Consider the following 13,225-nt stretch of genomic DNA (forward strand, 5'->3'; position numbering starts at 1 on the left):
GGGCGGCCGCGCACCTCGGCACCCCCGCGCGGTGTGGCCCCGAACCTGCCGAAGCCCCTGATGGATGTTCCGTACCTGCCGAAACCCCTGATGGACGTGAGGAGCCACATGACCCACCCCTGGCAGGATCCCACCTTGTCCCCAGACGTCCGCGCCGCCGACCTGCTCGCCCGGATGACCCCCCAGGAGAAGATCGCCCAGCTCTACAGCGTCTGGCCCGGCTCGAACGAGACACCGGGCGGGGACATGGCCCCGCTCCAGCACGCGCTGTCCGAGGACGTGGACCTCACCGAGCTGCTCCCGCACGGACTCGGCCAGCTGACCCGGCCCTTCGGTACCGCGCCGGTCGACCCGGCCGAGGGCGCCGCCCGGCTGGCGTCCCTGCAGGAGCGCGTCCGCGCCGCGAACCGCTTCCGGCTCCCCGCCCTCGCCCACGAGGAGTGCCTCACCGGCTTCACCGCCTGGCAGGCCACGATCTTCCCCACACCGCTCGCCTGGGGTGCCGCCTTCGACCCCGCGCTGGTCAAGGAGATGGCGTCGGCGATCGGCGCCTCCATGCGCGCGGTCGGCATCCACCAGGGGCTCTCTCCCGTCCTCGACGTCGTACGGGATCCGCGCTGGGGCCGTACGGAGGAGTCGATCGGCGAGGACCCGTACCTCGTGGCCACCGTCGCCACCGCCTACGTCCAGGGCCTGGAGTCGGCGGGCGTCGTCGCCACGCTCAAGCACTTCGCGGGGTACTCCGCCTCACGCGGCGCCCGTAACCACGCGCCCGCGTCGATCGGCCCGCGGGAACTGGCGGACGTCATCCTGCCGCCGTTCGAGATGGCCGTACGGGAGGGCGGTGCGCGGTCGGTGATGGCCGCGTACAACGACATCGACGGGCTGCCCGCGCACGCGCACCGCCGACTGCTCAGCGAACTCCTGCGAGATGAATGGCAGTTCACCGGCACGGTCGTCTCCGACTACTTCGGCGTGTCCCTGCTGGAGTCGGCGCAGCAGCTCACCGACTCCCCGGCGGGGGCGGCGGAACTCGCGCTCGCGGCCGGCGTGGACGTGGAGCTTCCGGCGGTGCGCTGCTTCGGCGCCGGGCCCCTCGACGAGGAACTGGTGGACCGGGCCGCCCTGCGGGTCCTGACGCAGAAGTGCGAGCTGGGGCTGCTGGACCCCGACTGGGAGCCGCCCGCCCCGCCCTCGGCACCGGTCGACCTCGATCCGCCGGCCATGCGGGCGCTGGCCCGGAGGCTTGCGGAGGAGTCGGTCGTCCTGCTCGCCAACGACGGCACGCTCCCGCTGTCGCCCGGCGTGCGGCGGATCGCCCTGCTCGGTCCGCTCGCCGACGACCCGGCGGCCATGCTCGGCTGCTACACCTTCCCGCGCCACGTCCTCCTGGATCACCCCGAGGTCGCGATGGGCGTCGCCGTGCCGACGCTGCTCGACGCGCTCCGGGCCGAGCTGCCGGACGCCGAGTTCGTGGACGACCCGGCGGCGGCAGACCTGTGCGTGGTCGCGGTCGGGGACCGGTCGGGGCTGTTCGGACGGGGCACGTCGGGCGAGGGGTGCGACGCGGCGGACCTCGAACTGCCGGACGGGCAGGGTGCGTTGGTGGACCAGGCGCTCGCCTCCGGGACGCCCGTCGTGCTGGTCGTCCTCTCCGGGCGCCCGTACGCGCTGGGGCGCTGGGCCGACCGGTGCGCGGGCGTGGTGCAGGCGTTCTTCCCCGGCGAGGAGGGCGGCCCCGCGGTGGCGGGTGTCCTGTCCGGGCGGGTGAACCCCTCGGGGCGGCTCCCCGTGAGCGTGCCGCGCGGTCCGGCCGGGCAGCCGTGGACGTACCTCGCCCCACCGCTCGGCCTGCGCCATGAGGCGAGCAGCATCGACCCCACGCCCCTGTTCCCCTTCGGGCACGGGCTGTCCTACACCTCCTACGACTGGCAGGCCCCGTCGGCCGACCCCGGATCGCTCCCGACGGACGGCGAGACGACGTTGCGCCTCATGGTCCGCAACACCGGGCAGTTGCCCGGCACGGAGGTCGTCCAGCTCTACCTCCACGACCCGGTCGGCAAGGCGGCCCGTCCGGTGGTCCGCCTGGTGGGGTACGCGCGGGTGCCGCTGGAGGCCGGGGCGTCGGCCGAGGTCCACTTCACGCTCCCGGCGGACCTGGCCGCGTACACGGGGCCGGACGGCGAACGCATCGTCGAACCCGGCGATCTGGAGCTGCGGTTCGCCGGGTCCAGCGCTGAGCGGGACGTACGGCACACGGTGCGGGTGACGTTGACCGGTGCCGAGCGGGTGGTGGGGCCGGGGCGGCGGATGCGGTGCGAGGTGAGAGTGAAGTGAGGTGACCTGGCCGTGCCCGCCCGCCCGCGCGTAGCGCTCGCGTCGTGGACGGGCGGGCCCGCCGACCCGAGGGTGAATGTTTCTGGACAATCCTCGAATGTTCCGGAGCGGACGGAGATGAGAGAGGGGCCGTCATCAGGGATCACAGGGATACCATCGCGCCCATGAAACCGTCGAAGTCCGCGAAGCCCGTGGAGCCCGCGAAGTCCGTGGAGCCCGCGAAGCCCGCGCGTTCCGCGGAGGCGCGGCCGAAGGCGCATCCCACACAGACGGCGACGCTCGCCGAGATCGCCCGGGAGGCCGGGGTCTCGGCTCCGACTGTTTCGAAGGTGCTCAACGGCCGCGCCGACGTCGCCCCGGCGACCCGCACCCGTGTCGAGGAACTGCTGCGCGAGTACGGGTACAGGCGCCGCCGCGCCGAGGCGACCCGCTCACCGCTCGTCGACCTGGTCTTCCACGAGCTGGAGAGCGCCTGGGCGATGGAGGTCATCCGGGGCGTCGAGACGGTCACGCGGGAGGCCGGGCTGAGCGTGGTCCTCTCCGAGAGCGCGGGCCGGCTGACCCCCGGGCGCACCTGGGCCGACCAGGTGGCGGCCCGCCGCCCGCACGGGGTCGTGCTGGTCCTCTCCGGACTGGACGCGTCCCAGCGTGCGCTGCTGACCAGCAGGTCCATCCCGTTCGTGGTGATGGACCCGGCGGGCGACCCCGGTGACGACGTGCCCTCGATCGGCGCCACGAACTGGCAGGGCGGCCTGGCGGCCACCCGCCACCTGATCGAGCTGGGCCACGAACGGGTCGGCGCGATCAGCGGGCCCTCGCGGATGATGTGCAGCCGGGCGCGGGTGGACGGCTACCGGGCCGCGCTGGAGACGGCGGGGCTGCCGGTGGATCCGGCGCTGATCAAGGCGGGCGACTTCCACCACGAGACCGGCTACCGCCTGGGCCTCGAACTGCTCCGGCTGCCGGATCGCCCCACCGCGGTCTTCGCGGGCAACGACCTCCAGGCGCTCGGCCTGTACGAGGCCGCGCGCGAGCTGGGCCTGCGGATTCCGGAGGACCTCAGCGTGGTCGGCTTCGACGACCTGCCGGTGGCCCGCTGGGTGGGCCCGCCGCTGACGACCGTCCGCCAACCGCTGATGGAGATGGCCGAGGCGGCCACCCGCCTGGTACTCGACCTGGGCCGTGAGGACGGTTCCCCGGCGGCGACCCGGGTGGAACTCGCGACCAGCTTGGTGGTGCGCAGCAGCACGGGGCCCCTCCGGCGGTGAGGCGGGGGGCGCCCCTGGGGGAGATTGCCTGATGTCCGCGGGCGGCTTTCCCCCTGCGTGGTGGTGGCTTGGACGCGGGTTGCGCTTCCCGCGGGGGCTGGGTGCTTGAGGGGTTCGGCTTTCCCGTGCGTGGTGGCTTGGGCACCTGCGGTTCGTCCGTGGGCCGTGGGCGCGCCGGGAGGTCTCCGTCCTCGGTCCGGCGGTGCCGTCGGCACGTACGGTGCCCGGCGGCGGACGCCGACCGCTGCGGGCGGACACCTCCCGGCACACCCCCTGCCGCGCGTGCGCGGCTGCGGTCGCGCGGCCATGACGGCGCGTACGTAGCGATGCCGGGCGCGCCCACGTTTTTAAGGGGCGCGGGGAACTGCGCGACGAGCCACGACGAGCCCGCGGTCGTTCGCAGAGGGAACTCCGCAGACGGGGCGTGGCTGTGTGCGCGGTAGCGGTACATGGCGATGCTGGGTGTGCCCACGTTTTTAAGGGGCGCGGGGAACTGCGCGACGAGCCACGACGAGCCCGCGGTCGTTCGCAGAGGGAACCTCGCAGACGGGGCGTGGCTGTGCGCGGGGTAGCGGTACATGGCGATGCTGGGTGTGCCCACGCGTTTTAGGGGCGCGGGGAACTGCGCGACGAGCCACGACGCACCCGCAGACGCCAGAACCCCTATTGACGGGCGCCACATCCACCCCCACACTCCTCCGAAGTCAATCGGTTCCACAACCGAAACTTTCGGAGGCACCCGCCATGAGAACCTCCAGATCCTCCTTACGCCACCGCCTCACCACCCTCCTCACCGGCGCCGCAGCACTCACCACCCTGGTGGCCGCGGCCCCCGCCGCCCACTCCGCCGACCCCCCGCTGCGCGACCTCGCCGACGCAAGGGGAAAGGTCATCGGAACGGCGGTCACCGGTTCCAAACTGACGGGAACCTACGGCCGGATCGCGGGCGCGGAGTTCAACTCCCTCACCCCCGGCAACGCCATGAAATGGGGTTCCGTGGAGCCCACCCGCGGCACCTACAACTGGACCGAGGCCGACCAGATCGTCGACTTCGCCGAGGCCCACGGCCAGCAGGTGCGCGGCCACACCCTCGTCTGGCACAGCCAGAACCCGAGCTGGCTGACGAACGGCAACTGGACCCCGGCCCAGCTCAGTCAGTTGCTGAACGACCACATCGCGCTGGAGGTGGGCCGCTACAAGGGCCGCCTGGCCGCCTGGGACGTGGTGAACGAGCCGTTCAACGAGGACGGCACCTACCGCCAGACCCTCTGGTACAACGGCCTCGGCGCCGACTACATCGCCCAGGCCCTGACCGCCGCCCGCGCGGCCGACCCCAGTGCCAAGCTCTACGTCAACGACTACAACGTCGAGGGCGTCAACGCGAAGAGCACGGCCCTGTACAACTTGGTCAAGTCCCTGAAGGAGCGCGGCGTCCCGATCGACGGCGTAGGGCTGCAGGCCCACCTGATCCTCGGTCAGGTCCCGTCCACCCTCCAGCAGAACATCCAGCGCTTCGCCGACCTGGGCGTGGACGTGGCCATCACGGAGCTGGACATCCGCATGCAACTCCCGCCCACCGAGGCGAAACTGGCGCAGCAGCGGGCCGACTACGAGTCCGTGGTGAAGGCCTGCGTCGCCGTGAGCCGGTGCACCGGCGTCACCGTCTGGGGCTTCACCGACTCCGACTCGTGGGTCCCGGACACCTTCCCGGGCGAGGGAGCGGCGACTCCGTACGACGAGAACTACGCCCCGAAACCGGCGTACTCCGGCATCGCGACGGCCCTCGGCGGTACGACCACACCGCCCCCGACGGGCGCCTGTACGGCGACGTACAGCGTCACCAGCCAGTGGAACACCGGCTTCACGGGCCAGGTGAGGATCGCCTGCTCCGGCGCGTCCCTCTCCTCCTGGAAGGTCAACTGGACGTACGGCGCGGGCCAGCAGGTCACCCAGGCCTGGAACGCGGCGTGCACACAGACGGGCGCGGCGGTGAGCTGCACGAACGCGTCATGGAACGGCGGCGTGCCCGACGGCGGTTCGGTGACCTTCGGTTTCAACGCGAGCTGGAGCGGGAGCAACCCCGTGCCCGCGGTGACGTTGGGATGAGCCCGAGAAGTCTGAGAATTTCCGAAGAATGACGGCCGGCCAGCTCCGCCCGTAACAATTCGGACGTACGTTCCTGCCTGTGACGGTGAGAAGCGGCGAACGTGGAGATGACGGCGGAGCGGCGGACAGACGGGTGGGCCGGCGGTCGAGGGTGCTGAAGGCCGCCGGCCTCTCTCTCGCCGGGGTGCTCGTGCTGGGAGCGGGGGCGGCGGGCTGGGCGTACTGGCATCTGAACGACAACATCAGGAGCGTCGACATCAACAGCGCGCTCGGCGAGGACCGCCCGCCCGCGGCGGTGTCGAGCCCGTCGCCGTCGTCCTCCGCCTCGGCGGCCCCGCTGCCCAGCACGGCGCTGAACATCCTGGTCCTCGGCTCGGACTCCCGCAGCGGCAAGGAGAACGCCGCGCTCGGCGGCGGGAACAGCGGCGGTGCCCGCTCCGACACGGCGATGGTCGTCCACGTCGGCGAGGGCCGCACCGAGGCGACGGTGGTGAGCATCCCGCGCGACACACTGGTCACGCGCCCGTCCTGCCCGCTGTCCTCGGGCGGCTCCACCTCGGTGGCGTACCAGTCGATGTTCAACAGCGCGTACTCGGTGGGCGGTCCGGTCTGTGCCGTGAAGACGGTCGAGTCGCTGACCGGCATCCGCATGGACCACTACATCGAGATCGACTTCGCGGGCTTCGCCAAGCTGGTGGACGCGCTGGGCGGGGTGACCGTCACGACGGACGAGGACATCGACGACGAGGACAGCCATCTGAAGCTGGAGGCCGGCACCCACCATCTGGACGGCGAGAAGGCGCTGGCCCTCGCCCGCACCCGCCACGGCATCGGCGACGGCAGCGACCTGGGCCGCATAGGCCTGCAGCAGAAACTGGTGAAGGCCCTGCTGGACCAGATCTCCACGACGAGCCTGCTGACCAGCCCCACCAGGCTCTACCGGGTCGCCGACGCCGTCACCGGCAGCCTGACGACCGACACGGGCCTGGACTCCCTGAGCGAGCTGACGCGCCTCGGCCAGAGCCTGGGCGACCTGACCTCGGCCGACGTCAGGACGGTGATGATGCCGGTGGTGCGGGCCCCCTCGAACCCCAACCGGGTGGTGGCCGACGAGCCGGAGGCGACCGACTTGTGGCAGTCGCTCAGGTAGTCGCTCACGTGGTCCTTCACCCCGCCCTGGAGATCGTCGACCACCTCGCCGGCGAACCCGCACCGCGGGGCCACCACCTGCTGCCGAGTGTCCGCGGGAACGGGAGCTGTTGCCGCGGCGGGCGGCCGAGGCCTCCCGAGCCTCCTTGAGGGAAGCACCCGTGCCCTCAGACCGGGCGGCCGATCAGCATCGTCGGCGCGTCCGCGATCCGGGTCAGGAAGACGGTGGCCGAGTGAGGTCCGTGGGGCTTGACCTTCTTGCGCAGTTCCTCCGGCTCGACGGCCGAGCCGCGCTTCTTGACCGTCAGCACACCGATCTCCCGCTCGCGCACGAGCGCCTTCAGCCTCTTGACGTTGAAGGGGAGGTGGTCGGTGATCTCGTAGGCGGTCGCGTACGGGGTCGGGCGGAGGGTGTCCGAGGTGATGTAGGCGATGTGGGGGTCGAGCAGCCCGCCGTCGAGGCCGGCCGCCACCTCGGCCACCAGGTGCGCGCGGATCACGGCGCCGTCGGGCTCGTACAGGTAGGGGCCCGGGGGCCGTACCGAGAGGTCCGGCAGCCCGCGGCCGAGCAGCGTGCGCGGTCCCGGCAGCAGGGTGGCCCGTACGGCCCCGGGCTCCGTGCCGAACCACAGCACGGCCTCCTTCACGTCCCCGCCGTCCGAGATCCACTCGGCCTCGGCCTCGGCGGGGATCGCCTCGTGGGGGACACCCGGGGCGATCTTCAGCGCGGCGCGGGGTGACTTCAGGGCCGCCCCGACCGCCCAGGACAGCGGTGGCGAGTACGCCTCCGGGTCGAAGACCCGGCCCCGGCCGCCGCGCCGCGCGGGATCCACGAAGACCGCGTCGTACGGGGTGACGTCCACGTCGGTCACGTCGGCCTGCCGTACCTCGATCAGGCCGGACAGCCCGAGCGCCGCCGCGTTGGCCCGCGCCACCGCGGCCGTCAGCGGGTCCCGGTCGACGGCCAGCACCCGGATCCCGGCGCGCGCCAGCGCGATCGCGTCTCCGCCGATGCCGCAGCACAGGTCGGCCACGGACCGCACCCCCAGCGCCGCGAACCGCGCAGCGCGGTACGTCGCCACCGACGTGCGCGTGGACTGCTCGACCCCGTTCGGCGTGAAGAACATCCGCTCCGCGTCCCCCGCCCCGAACTTCGCCACCGCCCGCTGCCGCAGCCGGGCCTGGGCGATGGCCGCCGAGACGAGAGCGGCCGGATGGTCGCGCCGCAGCCGGGTCGCCACGGCCAGCTCGGCCGCCGGACTGATGCCCCGCACCTCGTCGAGGAGGGCCAGGCCCTCGGGGGTGAGGAGCGCGGCGAAGGACTCGAGGGCGTCGGCGGGGGAGAGGTCGTTCACCGGGCCATTGTGGGCCACCGCCGCCAAACCGGCCTGTCCGGCGTCTGAGGACGAGGCCGAAGGCCAACACGGGGGTCTGGGGGCGGAGCCCCCAGGGAGAGCGCCCCCACCTCCGGGCACTGAAGCACCCCCGTACGCACCCAGAATTCCACGCCGCGCCGCGGGCAATTGGCACTCCGCTTGACCGAGTGCTAATCGCGGTCATAGTCTCAGGTCTGGCACTCCCCTCGGGAGAGTGCCAACAACGCGACGGGCAGGTCCGGCACCCGCGACGACGGATCGACCTGGTCGCCACCTCAGACAGTTAACCCCGTGAGATCTCCGAAGGGGGAGGTCGGATCGTGACGACCGCCAGCTCCAAGGTTGCCATCAAGCCGCTCGAGGACCGCATCGTGGTCCAGCCGCTGGACGCCGAGCAGACCACGGCCTCTGGCCTGGTCATTCCGGACACCGCGAAGGAGAAGCCCCAGGAGGGCGTCGTCCTGGCCGTGGGCCCGGGCCGCTTCGAGGACGGCAACCGCCTTCCGCTCGACGTCAGCGTCGGCGACGTGGTGCTCTACAGCAAGTACGGCGGCACCGAGGTGAAGTACAACGGCGAGGAGTACCTCGTCCTCTCGGCCCGCGACGTGCTCGCGATCATCGAGAAGTAATCACCCGGAACCACCCGGTTTCTGCTTTCACAGCTGCGCCCCTGGCCCCCCGCCGTTGATCAGCCGGGCGCCGGGGGCGCAGCTCTTTCACCGCTAGAACACCTCTAGCACCTCTAGATTTCCGAGAGGGCCAACGCTCCCATGGCGAAGATCCTGAAGTTCGACGAGGACGCCCGTCGCGCCCTCGAGCGCGGCGTCAACAAGCTTGCCGACACGGTCAAGGTGACGATCGGCCCCAAGGGCCGCAACGTCGTCATCGACAAGAAGTTCGGCGCCCCCACCATCACCAACGACGGTGTGACCATCGCCCGCGAGGTCGAGGTCGAGGACCCGTACGAGAACCTCGGCGCCCAGCTGGTGAAGGAGGTGGCGACCAAGACCAACGACATCGCGGGTGACGGTACGACCACCGCCACCGTGCTCGCCCAGGCGCTCGTGCGCGAGGGCCTGAAGAACGTCGCCGCCGGTGCCTCCCCGGCCGCCCTGAAGAAGGGCATCGACGCCGCCGTCGCCGCGGTCTCCGAGGACCTGCTCGCCTCGGCCCGCCCGATCGACGAGAAGTCCGACATCGCCGCCGTCGCCGGGCTGTCCGCCCAGGACCAGCAGGTCGGCGAGCTCATCGCCGAGGCGATGGACAAGGTCGGCAAGGACGGTGTCATCACCGTCGAGGAGTCCAACACCTTCGGTCTGGAGCTGGACTTCACCGAGGGCATGGCCTTCGACAAGGGCTACCTGTCGCCGTACTTCGTGACGGACCAGGAGCGCATGGAGGCCGTCCTGGAGGACCCGTACATCCTCATTCACCAGGGCAAGATCTCCTCGATCGCCGACCTGCTGCCGCTGCTGGAGAAGGTCATCCAGGCGAACTCCTCCAAGCCGCTGCTGATCATCGCCGAGGACGTCGAGGGCGAGGCCCTCTCCACCCTCGTCGTCAACAAGATCCGCGGCACCTTCAACGCGGTCGCGGTCAAGGCCCCCGGCTTCGGTGACCGCCGCAAGGCGATGCTCGGCGACATGGCCACCCTCACCGGTGCCACCGTCGTCGCCGAGGAGGTCGGCCTCAAGCTCGACCAGGTCGGTCTGGACGTGCTGGGCACCGCCCGCCGTGTCACCGTCACCAAGGACGACACCACGATCGTCGACGGCGGTGGCAAGGCCGAGGACGTCGCCGGCCGCGTCGGCCAGATCAAGGCCGAGATCGAGACCACGGACTCCGACTGGGACCGCGAGAAGCTCCAGGAGCGCCTCGCGAAGCTGGCCGGCGGCGTGTGCGTGATCAAGGTCGGCGCCGCCACCGAGGTGGAGCTGAAGGAGAAGAAGCACCGCCTGGAGGACGCCATCTCCGCGACCCGCGCCGCGGTCGAGGAGGGCATCGTCTCCGGTGGTGGCTCCGCGCTCGTCCACGCCGCGAAGGTGCTGGAGGGCTCCCTCGGCAAGGAGGGCGACGAGGCCACCGGTGTCGCCGTCGTGCGCCGCGCCGCCGTCGAGCCGCTGCGCTGGATTGCCGAGAACGCCGGCCTGGAGGGCTACGTCATCGTCTCCAAGGTCGCCGAGCTCGAGAAGGGCAACGGCTACAACGCCGCCACCGGCGAGTACGGCGACCTGGTCAAGGCCGGCGTGATCGACCCGGTCAAGGTCACCCGCTCCGCCCTGGAGAACGCCGCCTCCATCGCCTCCCTCCTCCTGACGACCGAGACCCTGGTCGTCGAGAAGAAGGAAGAGGAGGAGCCGGCCGCCGCGGGCCACGGCCACGGCCACGCCCACTGACGTACGCCGACAGGCCGTACGTGAGGCCCGGCACCCCCTGTGGGTGCCGGGCCTTCGCGCCTGTGTGGTCCTTCTCCCGCGGGTCTGCTCCTTCTCCAGGGCGTCCGCTACCTCTCCAGGGCGTTCGCTACCTCTCCAGCGCGTCCGCTACCTCTCCAGCGCGTCCAGCGCACCCAGCTGCTGCATCAGGCCCAGCTGGTCGTGCTGCCACCAGATCTCGGCGATCTTCCCGTCGGAGGTGAACCGGAACGTGGTCGTCCCGGTCATGGTGACCCGTTTTCCGGTGGCGGAGATCCCCAGGAAGTCTCCCTTGTGGGTGGCGTTCCAGGTCCACCGCGCGCAGGCCCGGTCGCCCTGGGCGATCAGATCGTCGACCGTGAACGTGAAATCGAAGCCGCCGCGCCACATCCGGTACTCGCTGCGGGCGGAGTCCAGCCCGATCGTGTCCTGCGGGTTCATCGGGTTGTGGCTGTGGATGTCCTCATCGAGAAGGTCGTTCATCGGCGGCAGATCGCCCGCGCTCGCCAGCGTCTCGAAGAACCGCCGCACGTTGTCCGCGTTCAGCTGCTCGTCCCGTACGACCTCCAGGTCGGTGAACGTCGGCATCTCGTCGCAGAGCGCGACCATGTCCTTGAAGATCCTGTCGGTCTCCGGAAGGTTCGAGTTCCGCATCGCCTCCTCGTACGACGGGAACTCCACGATCTCGATGAGGTGCGCCGCGTCGGACCGGTCCTTGCCGATGACGCTGTGCGTGGCGGTCCGCTTGCCTTTGGTCTGTTCGACCCATGTGTCCAGCAGCCGGTTCATCTCGTCGAACCGGCTGGTCTTGCAGTCGATGAGCTGCACGAACGTCATGACACCGCCTCCCGGCCCCCCTGGTCGGCTGATACACCCATTTTCACACCGGGTACGCGGCGCCACCTCCGCTCGCCGTGGCCGGCCGCCGCGGCTACTGGGGCCCGTACTTGCGCCCCGTCTTCGAGCTGATCCCCCCGAGCAGGCCCCGCGGCAGCACCTTGACCACGCCCATCAGCGCCTTGTACCGGGGATCCGGGATGGACAGCGACTTGCCGCGGGCCAGGTCGGCCAGCGCCGTCGTGACCAGCTTGTCGGCGTCCAGCCACATCCAGCCCGGGATGTTGTCCGTTCCCATCCCGGCCCGCTCGTGGAACTCGGTGCGCACGAAGCCCGGGGCCAGCGCCATCAGCCGCACCCCGCTGCCCGCCAGATCCCGCGCCGCGCCCTGCGTGAACTGCACGACCCACGCCTTGGACGCCCCATAGCTGCCCCGGGGCACGAACGCGGCCACCGACGCCACGTTGACGACCCCGCCCCGGCCCCGCTCCCGCATCCCCTCGGCCGCCGCCGAGGTCAGCCGGAGCACCGCCTCGCAGTGCACCTTGAGCATCTTCAGCTCGTCGGCCATCGACACGTCGAGGTAGCGGCCCTTGTTGCCGAACCCCGCGTTGTTGATCAGCAGGTCGACCGGGTTCCTGCGGTCGGCGAGGCGCCGCTCCACTCCTTCGATGCCCTCGTCCGTCGCCAGGTCGGCCGTCAGCACCTCCGCCTCGATGCCGTGCCGGTCGTGCAACTCGGTCGCCTGCTCGCGCAGCCGCTTCGTGTCGCGTGCCACCAGGACGAGGTCGTGACCGTCAGCCGCCAGCCGTCGAGCGAAGGCGGCACCGATACCCGCGGTCGATCCCGTAATCAGAGCCGTTGTCATGGCCCAAGATTAGTGACCCGGACTGTGCGAATCCGCCCCCGCGTACCGGCCTTCACCTGTCCTTTCCGCGCTCGGCACCGATCACGGCCGCGCCCCGGCGTCACCGGGCTCCCTGCCGCCGCCTACGCACCGCCGCCGCCCTTCGCCACGTACTCCTCCGCACGCCTGCGCGCCTCCGGGTGCAGCGCGTCGCCCGCGGCCAGCAGCCGTGGCAGGAGGTCACGCTCGGTCGTGACGGCCCGGAACTGGAGGGCCGCCGTCACGTCGTGGTCCGGGCGGTGGACGATCTCGACGGGGTCGCCGGCCCGGATCTCGCCCGGTTCGACGACCCGCAGGTAGGCACCGGTCCGGCCCTTCTGCGTGAAGCGCCTGACCCAGCCCTTCTCACCCATGTGCACCTGGAAGTTGAGGCAGGGGATCCGGCCCGAGGTGACCTCCAGGACCACGTCGGTGCCGATCCGCCAGCGCTCTCCGACCCGCGCGCCGGACACGTCGAGGCCCACGGTGGTGAGGTTCTCGCCGAACACGCCGTTGGGCAGGGTGCGGCCCAGCTCCCGCTCCCAGTCGTCGAGGTCCTCGCGTGCCACCGCGTACACCGCCTGGTCGTCGCCGCCGTGGTGCTCGGTGTTGCAGACGGCGTCCCCGGCCACACCACTGGCGCCCACTCCCTTGGGACCGGGCGCGGAGATCCGCAACGGCCCCTCCACCGGCTGCTTGTCGATACCGGTCACGTGCCCCCGCAGATCCGGGTGGTCCACGGTCCTGGGGCGCCCCACGTTCAGAGACAGAAGCTTCATGCGGGGCACGCTAGGCCATGGCGCCCAAAGCGTCGACGCAATATTCGGCTCACTGTCCAAGACCCACTTATGC

General features: G+C 71.3%; 10 protein-coding genes. 6 read left to right on the forward strand and 4 right to left on the reverse strand.

Going from position 1 to position 13,225, the window contains the following annotated elements; genetic code table 11:
• Nucleotides 1–108 precede the first annotated feature (108 nt).
• The 4 genes from ACZ49J_RS21345 (at nucleotide 109) to ACZ49J_RS21360 (ending at nucleotide 6,861) form a co-directional block, all read left to right on the forward strand.
• Nucleotides 109–2,337 carry a beta-xylosidase/alpha-l-arabinosidase gene (locus tag ACZ49J_RS21345; protein WP_467450020.1) on the forward strand — a complete coding sequence of 743 codons (2,229 nt, stop codon included), beginning with the start codon at nucleotides 109–111 and terminating at the stop codon, nucleotides 2,335–2,337.
• Between the two features lie 164 nt (nucleotides 2,338–2,501).
• A complete protein-coding gene (locus ACZ49J_RS21350) occupies nucleotides 2,502–3,605 on the forward strand; it encodes a LacI family DNA-binding transcriptional regulator (RefSeq protein WP_467450022.1) in 1,104 nt (367 codons plus the stop codon).
• A 744-nt stretch (nucleotides 3,606–4,349) separates the two neighbouring features.
• Complete coding sequence (locus ACZ49J_RS21355; RefSeq protein ID WP_467450024.1) at nucleotides 4,350–5,711, forward strand: glycoside hydrolase family 10 protein; 1,362 nt, start codon at nucleotides 4,350–4,352, stop codon at nucleotides 5,709–5,711.
• Nucleotides 5,712–5,790: 79 nt separating this feature from the next.
• Nucleotides 5,791–6,861, forward strand: a complete 1,071-nt coding sequence (locus ACZ49J_RS21360) for an LCP family protein (RefSeq protein WP_467450025.1) — start codon at nucleotides 5,791–5,793, stop codon at nucleotides 6,859–6,861.
• A gap of 166 nt (nucleotides 6,862–7,027) precedes the next feature.
• Here the strand turns inward: ACZ49J_RS21360 and ACZ49J_RS21365 are convergent, their stop codons facing one another.
• A complete protein-coding gene (locus ACZ49J_RS21365) occupies nucleotides 7,028–8,215 on the reverse strand; it encodes a class I SAM-dependent methyltransferase (RefSeq protein WP_467450026.1) in 1,188 nt (395 codons plus the stop codon).
• 341 nt (nucleotides 8,216–8,556) lie between these two features.
• Here ACZ49J_RS21365 and groES point away from each other — a divergent pair, with 341 nt between their 5' ends.
• Both groES and groL read left to right on the forward strand, forming a co-directional pair.
• Nucleotides 8,557–8,865 (forward strand): co-chaperone GroES, encoded by a 309-nt coding sequence (gene groES, locus ACZ49J_RS21370; RefSeq protein WP_014178834.1) that lies wholly within the window; start codon nucleotides 8,557–8,559, stop codon nucleotides 8,863–8,865.
• 141 nt (nucleotides 8,866–9,006) lie between these two features.
• On the forward strand, nucleotides 9,007–10,632 hold the full coding sequence (gene groL / locus ACZ49J_RS21375; RefSeq protein ID WP_467450028.1) for a chaperonin GroEL: 1,626 nt from the start codon (nucleotides 9,007–9,009) through the stop codon (nucleotides 10,630–10,632).
• A gap of 147 nt (nucleotides 10,633–10,779) precedes the next feature.
• Here the strand turns inward: groL and ACZ49J_RS21380 are convergent, their stop codons facing one another.
• The 3 genes from ACZ49J_RS21380 to ACZ49J_RS21390 all read right to left on the reverse strand — a co-directional run bounded on the left by ACZ49J_RS21380 (nucleotide 10,780) and on the right by ACZ49J_RS21390 (nucleotide 13,152).
• Nucleotides 10,780–11,487, reverse strand: a complete 708-nt coding sequence (locus ACZ49J_RS21380; RefSeq protein WP_467450030.1) for an ester cyclase — start codon at nucleotides 11,485–11,487, stop codon at nucleotides 10,780–10,782.
• A gap of 94 nt (nucleotides 11,488–11,581) precedes the next feature.
• Nucleotides 11,582–12,355: an SDR family NAD(P)-dependent oxidoreductase gene (locus tag ACZ49J_RS21385; protein WP_467450031.1), complete on the reverse strand. Its 774-nt coding sequence runs from the start codon at nucleotides 12,353–12,355 to the stop codon at nucleotides 11,582–11,584.
• Between the two features lie 122 nt (nucleotides 12,356–12,477).
• A complete protein-coding gene (locus tag ACZ49J_RS21390) occupies nucleotides 12,478–13,152 on the reverse strand; it encodes an MOSC domain-containing protein (protein WP_467450033.1) in 675 nt (224 codons plus the stop codon).
• Nucleotides 13,153–13,225 lie beyond the last annotated feature (73 nt).

The organism is Streptomyces sp. NPDC030840 (assembly GCF_055572015.1).

Excerpts from the sequence above, each read along its gene's own strand:
- ACZ49J_RS21380 (WP_467450030.1), bottom strand. The coding sequence starts at position 11,487 with ATGACGTTCGTGCAGCTCATCGACTGCAAGACCAGCCGGTTCGACGAG.
- ACZ49J_RS21350 (WP_467450022.1), top strand. The coding sequence starts at position 2,502 with ATGAAACCGTCGAAGTCCGCGAAGCCCGTGGAGCCCGCGAAGTCCGTG.
- ACZ49J_RS21345 (WP_467450020.1), top strand. The coding sequence starts at position 109 with ATGACCCACCCCTGGCAGGATCCCACCTTGTCCCCAGACGTCCGCGCC.
- groL (WP_467450028.1), top strand. The coding sequence starts at position 9,007 with ATGGCGAAGATCCTGAAGTTCGACGAGGACGCCCGTCGCGCCCTCGAG.
- ACZ49J_RS21390 (WP_467450033.1), bottom strand. The coding sequence starts at position 13,152 with ATGAAGCTTCTGTCTCTGAACGTGGGGCGCCCCAGGACCGTGGACCAC.
- ACZ49J_RS21385 (WP_467450031.1), bottom strand. The coding sequence starts at position 12,355 with ATGACAACGGCTCTGATTACGGGATCGACCGCGGGTATCGGTGCCGCC.
- ACZ49J_RS21355 (WP_467450024.1), top strand. The coding sequence starts at position 4,350 with ATGAGAACCTCCAGATCCTCCTTACGCCACCGCCTCACCACCCTCCTC.